Origin of the sequence: Neisseria sp. P0016.S008 (assembly GCF_051957775.1) — a bacterium.
Classification (GTDB): Bacteria; Pseudomonadota; Gammaproteobacteria; order Burkholderiales; family Neisseriaceae; genus Neisseria; species Neisseria flavescens_B.
Map to the genome: position 1 here is coordinate 1 of NZ_JBQCWB010000016.1, position 6,230 is coordinate 6,230.

Genomic DNA, 6,230 nt, shown 5'->3' on the forward strand with positions numbered 1-6,230 from the left:
GCCCAAGCTCTCATTCCCGGCCCCATACAAAGCCGCCCGTCAGCCCAAACCGGCAAACGGTTCGGCCTCGGGGCGGCGTATACGGCAGTTAACCGTCAGGCTTATTTTTTCACGGCAGGCTGGGCGGCCTTAGGCGCGACAGAAGAAACCGTCGCTTCCGCCTTCAACTTGTTCAGCACCGCATCACCGATGCCCTTCACGTTTTTCAGCTCCTCCACCGATTTGAACGCACCGTTCTTCTGACGGTATTCCACAATCGATTTCGCCTTAGCCGGGCCGATACCGGGCAAGGCCTCCAGTTCGGCAGGAGACGCGGTATTGATGTTCACGGCGGCCAAAGAGAACGCCGCACACACGGCGGCAAACGCACCAAATAAAAATTTCTTCATCAGATTTTTTCCCATAACATATTTGATTGAATCAGTCATAAAGTCTACAGAATGGTTTTATCCCACTCCGTAAACACTGCACATACGCAGATAGGGCAACAGCCCATACCCACATAAATGCTTACGACATATTAACGCAAATACCGTTTGATTTCAAATATTCCAAGCGGTTAACCGTACCTTTCGGTATTTTTGTTCAAGAATAACAACAGGGTAATCATACAATACCTGTTACCTCCCACCAAACCGACAGAAACAACAGGCATGTAAAAAGCCCCCGACATTAGTCGGGGGCTTCAGAATGGGTGTTTGGCGGTGACCTACTTTCACATGGAAGAACCACACTATCATCGGCGCTGAGTCGTTTCACGGTCCTGTTCGGGATGGGAAGGCGTGGGACCAACTCGCTATGGCCGCCAAACTTAAACTGTTACAAATCGGTAAAGCCTTAATCAATTATTTGGTGATGACTGAATCAGTCAGTAAGCTTTTATCTTTTGAAGTTCTTCAAATGATAGAGTCAAGCCTCACGAGCAATTAGTATGGGTTAGCTTCACGCGTTACCGCGCTTCCACACCCCACCTATCAACGTCCTGGTCTCGAACGACTCTTTAGTGTGGTTAAACCACAAGGGAAGTCTCATCTTCAGGCGAGTTTCGCGCTTAGATGCTTTCAGCGCTTATCTCTTCCGAACTTAGCTACCCGGCTATGCAACTGGCGTTACAACCGGTACACCAGAGGTTCGTCCACTCCGGTCCTCTCGTACTAGGAGCAGCCCCCGTCAAACTTCCAACGCCCACTGCAGATAGGGACCAAACTGTCTCACGACGTTTTAAACCCAGCTCACGTACCACTTTAAATGGCGAACAGCCATACCCTTGGGACCGACTACAGCCCCAGGATGTGATGAGCCGACATCGAGGTGCCAAACTCCGCCGTCGATATGAACTCTTGGGCGGAATCAGCCTGTTATCCCCGGAGTACCTTTTATCCGTTGAGCGATGGCCCTTCCATACAGAACCACCGGATCACTATGTCCTGCTTTCGCACCTGCTCGACTTGTCGGTCTCGCAGTTAAGCTACCTTTTGCCATTGCACTATCAGTCCGATTTCCGACCGGACCTAGGTAACCTTCGAACTCCTCCGTTACTCTTTGGGAGGAGACCGCCCCAGTCAAACTGCCTACCATGCACGGTCCCCGACCCGGATTACGGGTCTGGGTTAGAACCTCAAAGACACCAGGGTGGTATTTCAAGGACGGCTCCACAGAGACTGGCGTCTCTGCTTCAAAGCCTCCCACCTATCCTACACAAGTGACTTCAAAGTCCAATGCAAAGCTACAGTAAAGGTTCACGGGGTCTTTCCGTCTAGCAGCGGGTAGATTGCATCTTCACAACCACTTCAACTTCGCTGAGTCTCAGGAGGAGACAGTGTGGCCATCGTTACGCCATTCGTGCGGGTCGGAACTTACCCGACAAGGAATTTCGCTACCTTAGGACCGTTATAGTTACGGCCGCCGTTTACTGGGGCTTCGATCCGATGCTTGCACATCTTCAATTAACCTTCCAGCACCGGGCAGGCGTCACACCCTATACGTCCACTTTCGTGTTAGCAGAGTGCTGTGTTTTTAATAAACAGTCGCAGCCACCTATTCTCTGCGACCCTCCAGGGCTTACGGAGCAAGTCCTTAACCTTAGAGGGCATACCTTCTCCCGAAGTTACGGTATCAATTTGCCGAGTTCCTTCTCCTGAGTTCTCTCAAGCGCCTTAGAATTCTCATCCTGCCCACCTGTGTCGGTTTGCGGTACGGTTCGATTCAAACTGAAGCTTAGTGGCTTTTCCTGGAAGCGTGGTATCGGTTACTTCATGTCCGTAGACACTCGTCATCACTTCTCGGTGTTAAGAAGACCCGGATTTGCCTAAGTCTTCCACCTACCGGCTTAAACAAGCTATTCCAACAGCTTGCTAACCTAACCTTCTCCGTCCCCACATCGCATTTGAATCAAGTACAGGAATATTAACCTGTTTCCCATCGACTACGCATTTCTGCCTCGCCTTAGGGGCCGACTCACCCTACGCCGATGAACGTTGCGTAGGAAACCTTGGGCTTTCGGCGAGCGGGCTTTTCACCCGCTTTATCGCTACTCATGTCAACATTCGCACTTCTGATACCTCCAGCACACTTTACAATGCACCTTCATCGGCCTACAGAACGCTCCCCTACCATGCCAGTAAACTGACATCCGCAGCTTCGGTTATAGATTTGAGCCCCGTTACATCTTCCGCGCAGGACGACTCGACCAGTGAGCTATTACGCTTTCTTTAAATGATGGCTGCTTCTAAGCCAACATCCTGGCTGTCTGGGCCTTCCCACTTCGTTTACCACTTAATCTATCATTTGGGACCTTAGCTGGCGGTCTGGGTTGTTTCCCTCTTGACAACGGACGTTAGCACCCGCTGTCTGTCTCCCGAGGAACCACTTGATGGTATTCTTAGTTTGCCATGGGTTGGTAAGTTGCAATAACCCCCTAGCCATAACAGTGCTTTACCCCCATCAGTGTCTTGCTCGAGGCACTACCTAAATAGTTTTCGGGGAGAACCAGCTATCTCCGAGTTTGTTTAGCCTTTCACCCCTATCCACAGCTCATCCCCGCATTTTGCAACATGCGTGGGTTCGGTCCTCCAGTACCTGTTACGGCACCTTCAACCTGGCCATGGATAGATCACTCGGTTTCGGGTCTACACCCAGCAACTGTTCGCCCTATTAAGACTCGGTTTCCCTACGCCTCCCCTATTCGGTTAAGCTCGCTACTGAATGTAAGTCGTTGACCCATTATACAAAAGGTACGCAGTCACACCACAAGGGTGCTCCCACTGTTTGTATGCATCAGGTTTCAGGTTCTATTTCACTCCCCTCCCGGGGTTCTTTTCGCCTTTCCCTCACGGTACTGGTTCACTATCGGTCGATGATGAGTATTTAGCCTTGGAGGATGGTCCCCCCATATTCAGACAGGATTTCACGTGTCCCGCCCTACTTTTTGTACGCTTAGTACCACTATTGAGATTTCGAATACGGGACTATCACCCACTATGGTCAAGCTTCCCAGCTTGTTCTTCTATCTCGACAGTTATTACGTACAGGCTCCTCCGCGTTCGCTCGCCACTACTTGCGGAATCTCGGTTGATTTCTTTTCCTCCGGGTACTTAGATGGTTCAGTTCTCCGGGTTCGCTTCGCTTATCCTATGTATTCAGATAAGGATACCTCCTAAGAGGTGGGTTTCCCCATTCGGACACCGCGGGATCATAGCTTTATTGCCAGCTCCCCCACGCTTTTCGCAGGCTTACACGTCCTTCGTCGCCTATCATCGCCAAGGCATCCACCTGATGCACTTATTCACTTGACTCTATCATTTCAAGAACCTCTTTGACTTCGTTTGCCTACCCGTTGACTAGGGAAGCAAACTTGAAATTCCTACTTTGATAAAGCTTACTGCTTTGTTGTGTCTTAATCCTGCCTTTTGTGTTTCAGGATTAAGTCGATACAATCATCACCCAAATACTGTGTTTGTTTTCTTTTCTCTTGCGAGAGATTTTTTATCCTTTGCAAAGAACAAAAAATCAAAACAAACTCATTGTCTTTGTTTGTTGATTTCGGCTTTCCAATTTGTTAAAGATCGATGCGTCGATATTTCACTTCGCAAATCAAAATAAGCTGCTAAGTATAGCAGGCTTCCTTTGATTTGTAAAGTTCTTGGTGGAGGCAAACGGGATCGAACCGATGACCCCCTGCTTGCAAAGCAGGTGCTCTACCAACTGAGCTATGCCCCCGTTCTTGGTGGGTCTGGGAGGACTTGAACCTCCGACCCCACGCTTATCAAGCGTGTGCTCTAACCAGCTGAGCTACAAACCCGGATTCTCTTCTTAAGCGAATCTTGTCTTCACTCAAGCTTTTCTCTTCCGCATCTTTTACAGTTTACCGATAAGTGTGAATGCATCAGACCTCTTCTTTCTCTAGAAAGGAGGTGATCCAGCCGCAGGTTCCCCTACGGCTACCTTGTTACGACTTCACCCCAGTCATGAAGCATACCGTGGTAAGCGGGCTCCTTGCGGTTACCCTACCTACTTCTGGTATCCCCCACTCCCATGGTGTGACGGGCGGTGTGTACAAGACCCGGGAACGTATTCACCGCAGTATGCTGACCTGCGATTACTAGCGATTCCGACTTCATGCACTCGAGTTGCAGAGTGCAATCCGGACTACGATCGGTTTTGTGAGATTGGCTCCACCTCGCGGCTTGGCTACCCTCTGTACCGACCATTGTATGACGTGTGAAGCCCTGGTCATAAGGGCCATGAGGACTTGACGTCATCCCCACCTTCCTCCGGCTTGTCACCGGCAGTCTCATTAGAGTGCCCAACTAAATGATGGCAACTAATGACAAGGGTTGCGCTCGTTGCGGGACTTAACCCAACATCTCACGACACGAGCTGACGACAGCCATGCAGCACCTGTGTTACGGCTCCCGAAGGCACTCCTCCGTCTCTGGAGGATTCCGTACATGTCAAGACCAGGTAAGGTTCTTCGCGTTGCATCGAATTAATCCACATCATCCACCGCTTGTGCGGGTCCCCGTCAATTCCTTTGAGTTTTAATCTTGCGACCGTACTCCCCAGGCGGTCAATTTCACGCGTTAGCTACGCTACTAAGCAATCAAGTTGCCCAACAGCTAATTGACATCGTTTAGGGCGTGGACTACCAGGGTATCTAATCCTGTTTGCTACCCACGCTTTCGAGCATGAACGTCAGTGTTATCCCAGGAGGCTGCCTTCGCCATCGGTATTCCTCCACATCTCTACGCATTTCACTGCTACACGTGGAATTCTACCTCCCTCTGACACACTCTAGTCACCCAGTTCAGAACGCAGTTCCCAGGTTGAGCCCGGGGATTTCACATCCTGCTTAAGTAACCGTCTGCGCTCGCTTTACGCCCAGTAATTCCGATTAACGCTCGCACCCTACGTATTACCGCGGCTGCTGGCACGTAGTTAGCCGGTGCTTATTCTTCAGGTACCGTCATCAGCTGTCGATATTAGCAACAGCCTTTTCTTCCCTGACAAAAGTCCTTTACAACCCGAAGGCCTTCTTCAGACACGCGGCATGGCTGGATCAGGCTTGCGCCCATTGTCCAAAATTCCCCACTGCTGCCTCCCGTAGGAGTCTGGGCCGTGTCTCAGTCCCAGTGTGGCGGATCATCCTCTCAGACCCGCTACTGATCGTCGCCTTGGTAGGCCTTTACCCCACCAACTAGCTAATCAGATATCGGCCGCTCGAATAACGCAAGGCCCGAAGGTCCCCTGCTTTCCTCCTCAGAGAATATGCGGTATTAGCTAATCTTTCGATTAGTTATCCCCCATTACTCGGTACGTTCCGATATGTTACTCACCCGTTCGCCACTCGCCACCCAAGAAGCAAGCTTCTCTGTGCTGCCGTTCGACTTGCATGTGTAAAGCATGCCGCCAGCGTTCAATCTGAGCCAGGATCAAACTCTTATGTTCAATCTCTAACTTATAACTTCTGGTCTGCTTCAAAGAAACCGACAGGACAATGTCTAAAACATCATCTTGTCTGTCTTTCAAACAGTGTGAGGCCTAATGCACTCACACTTATCGGTAATCTGTTTTTTTAAAGAGCAAATCGAATTATACAGTACATTTAGCAAATGTCAACTAAAATTATCGAAAATTTCAACTAACTGTGTTATACTGTCTGCTTCGTTTTCTTCACCGCGTCAGCAGCGAAGAACCGAACTATACGCCTCACAACAAAACCAGTCAACACC

The 6,230-nt window shown here is 49.9% G+C and carries 1 protein-coding gene, 2 tRNA genes and 3 rRNA genes; all 6 read right to left on the reverse strand.

The window, feature by feature from the left end; genetic code table 11:
- Nucleotides 1-101: 101 nt before the first annotated feature.
- Nucleotides 102-389, reverse strand: a complete 288-nt coding sequence (locus tag ACTHS8_RS10720; protein ID WP_424776770.1) for a ComEA family DNA-binding protein — start codon at nt 387-389, stop codon at nt 102-104.
- Between the two features lie 307 nt (nt 390-696).
- Nucleotides 697-810, reverse strand: a 5S ribosomal RNA gene (rrf, locus tag ACTHS8_RS10725).
- Between the two features lie 95 nt (nt 811-905).
- Nucleotides 906-3,794, reverse strand: a 23S ribosomal RNA gene (locus ACTHS8_RS10730).
- 348 nt (nt 3,795-4,142) lie between these two features.
- A tRNA-Ala gene (locus tag ACTHS8_RS10735) sits at nt 4,143-4,218 on the reverse strand.
- 5 nt (nt 4,219-4,223) lie between these two features.
- Nucleotides 4,224-4,300 (reverse strand) — tRNA-Ile (locus ACTHS8_RS10740).
- Nucleotides 4,301-4,405: 105 nt separating this feature from the next.
- A 16S ribosomal RNA gene (locus ACTHS8_RS10745) occupies nt 4,406-5,946 on the reverse strand.
- The 16S, 23S and 5S rRNA genes sit together here with 2 tRNA genes alongside, the layout of an rRNA operon.
- Between the last annotated feature and the right edge of the window lie 284 nt (nt 5,947-6,230).

What these genes read in the sequence shown, in the direction of transcription:
- ACTHS8_RS10720 (WP_424776770.1), bottom strand. Translation starts at nt 389, where the DNA reads ATGAAGAAATTTTTATTTGGTGCGTTTGCCGCCGTGTGTGCGGCGTTC.